A 1,637-nucleotide genomic window follows, 5' to 3' on the forward strand; every position below is an offset into this window, starting at 1 on the left:
GGCTGATCAGGATCACCGCGCCCTTGTACATGTTGAGCGCCTGCACCAGCGCCTCACGCGCGTCGATGTCGAGGTGGTTGGTCGGTTCGTCGAGCACCAGCATGTGCGGTGCATCGCGGGTGACGAGAGCGAGGGCGAGGCGGGCGCGCTCTCCGCCCGACAGCGTGCCGACGGCGCTCGTCGCGCGGTTGCCGGAAAAGCCGAAGCGGCCAAGCTGCGCGCGGATCGCACCGGGACTCTTGCCCTCCATCGCGCGGGTCATCAGTTCCAGCGGGGTGCCGCCATCGGCAATTTCCTCGACCTGGTACTGGGTGAAGTAGCCGACCTGCATCTTCCCCGTCGCCGTCATCGCTCCGTCCATCGGCGCAAGCTGCGCGGCGAGCAGGCGGGCCAGCGTGGTCTTGCCGTTGCCGTTGCGGCCGAGCAGGGCGATACGGTCATCGGGATCGATGCGCAGGTTCAGCCGCTGCAGCACCGGCTTGCCGGGCGTGTAGCCGACGCTGGCAAGGTCGAGCGTGATCAGCGGCGGGCGCAGTTCCTCGGGGTCGGGAAAGTCGAAGCTGAGCGAGGGATCTTCGACCACCGCCGCGATGGGCTGCATCTTGGCGAGCATCTTGGCGCGCGATTGTGCCTGCTTGGCGGTGGAGGCGCGGGCGGAGTTGCGGGCGATGTAGTCCTTGAGCCTGTCCGCCTGCGCTTCCTGCGCAGCGCGGGCGGCGGCCTGCTGGGCAAGGCGTTCGTTGCGCTGGCGTTCGAAGCTGTCGTACCCGCCGGGATAGAGCGTCAGCTTTCCGGCGTGGAGGTGGACGATATGGTCGGCCACGTTGTTGAGCAGATCACGTTCGTGGCTGATCAGCAGCAGCGTGCCGGGATAGGCCTTGAGGAAATTCTCCAGCCACAGCGTCGCTTCAAGATCGAGGTGGTTCGAAGGTTCGTCGAGCAGCAGCACGTCGGGCGCAGAAAAGAGCAGCGCGGCAAGCGTGACGCGCATCCGCCAGCCGCCGGAGAAGCTGTCGAGCGGTGCGGCTTGCATCTCTTCGTCAAAGCCGAGGCCGATGAGGATGCGCGCGGCGCGGGCATCGGCGCTGTAGGCATCGATGGCGAGCAGCCGTTCGTGGACATCGCCCAGCCGGTCAGGATCGGTGCAGGTCTCGGCTTCTTCGAGCAACTGCGTGCGTTCGACATCGGCGGCGAGCACGGTTTCGAACGGGGTTGCGTTGCCAGCGGGGGCTTCCTGCGCGAGGTAGCCAAGGCGCGTGCGACGCGGCATTTCGATGGCGCCTTCGTCCGGCTCGATCTCACCGATGATGGCTTTTACCAGCGTCGATTTGCCAGCCCCGTTGCGCCCGACAAGCCCCACGCGCGCGCGGGGCGGGATGGCGGCAGAGGCGCGGGAAATGATGTCGCGGCCGCCGAGGCGGACGGTGATGCCGTTGATGGTAAGCATGAAAAGGGCAGGCGTCCGGTGCAGGAAATCAGGATGGATCGGGCGCGCGAGTCCCTGTCACACTCGCCCTGTGTAGGCAAGCGGAGTTCAAACCCATCAGGTGCTTGCCAATGCTGCGCCCCCGCGCAGGCGGGGGGCGGGGGGGTGGTTGGGTACGCGGGCGTTAAACGGCAGTTGGCCCCCCCGGCGC

General features: G+C 67.3%; 1 protein-coding gene. It reads right to left on the bottom strand.

What is annotated here, in order from left to right; translation table 11 throughout:
• The coding region (locus ACOVQ0_RS16525; RefSeq protein ID WP_421886899.1) for an ABC-F family ATP-binding cassette domain-containing protein at positions 1-1,447 on the bottom strand (1,447 nt) is incomplete at its 3' end.
• Positions 1,448-1,637 lie beyond the last annotated feature (190 nt).

This window comes from Novosphingobium sp., assembly GCF_049240505.1.
Lineage (GTDB): Bacteria > Pseudomonadota > Alphaproteobacteria > Sphingomonadales > Sphingomonadaceae > Novosphingobium.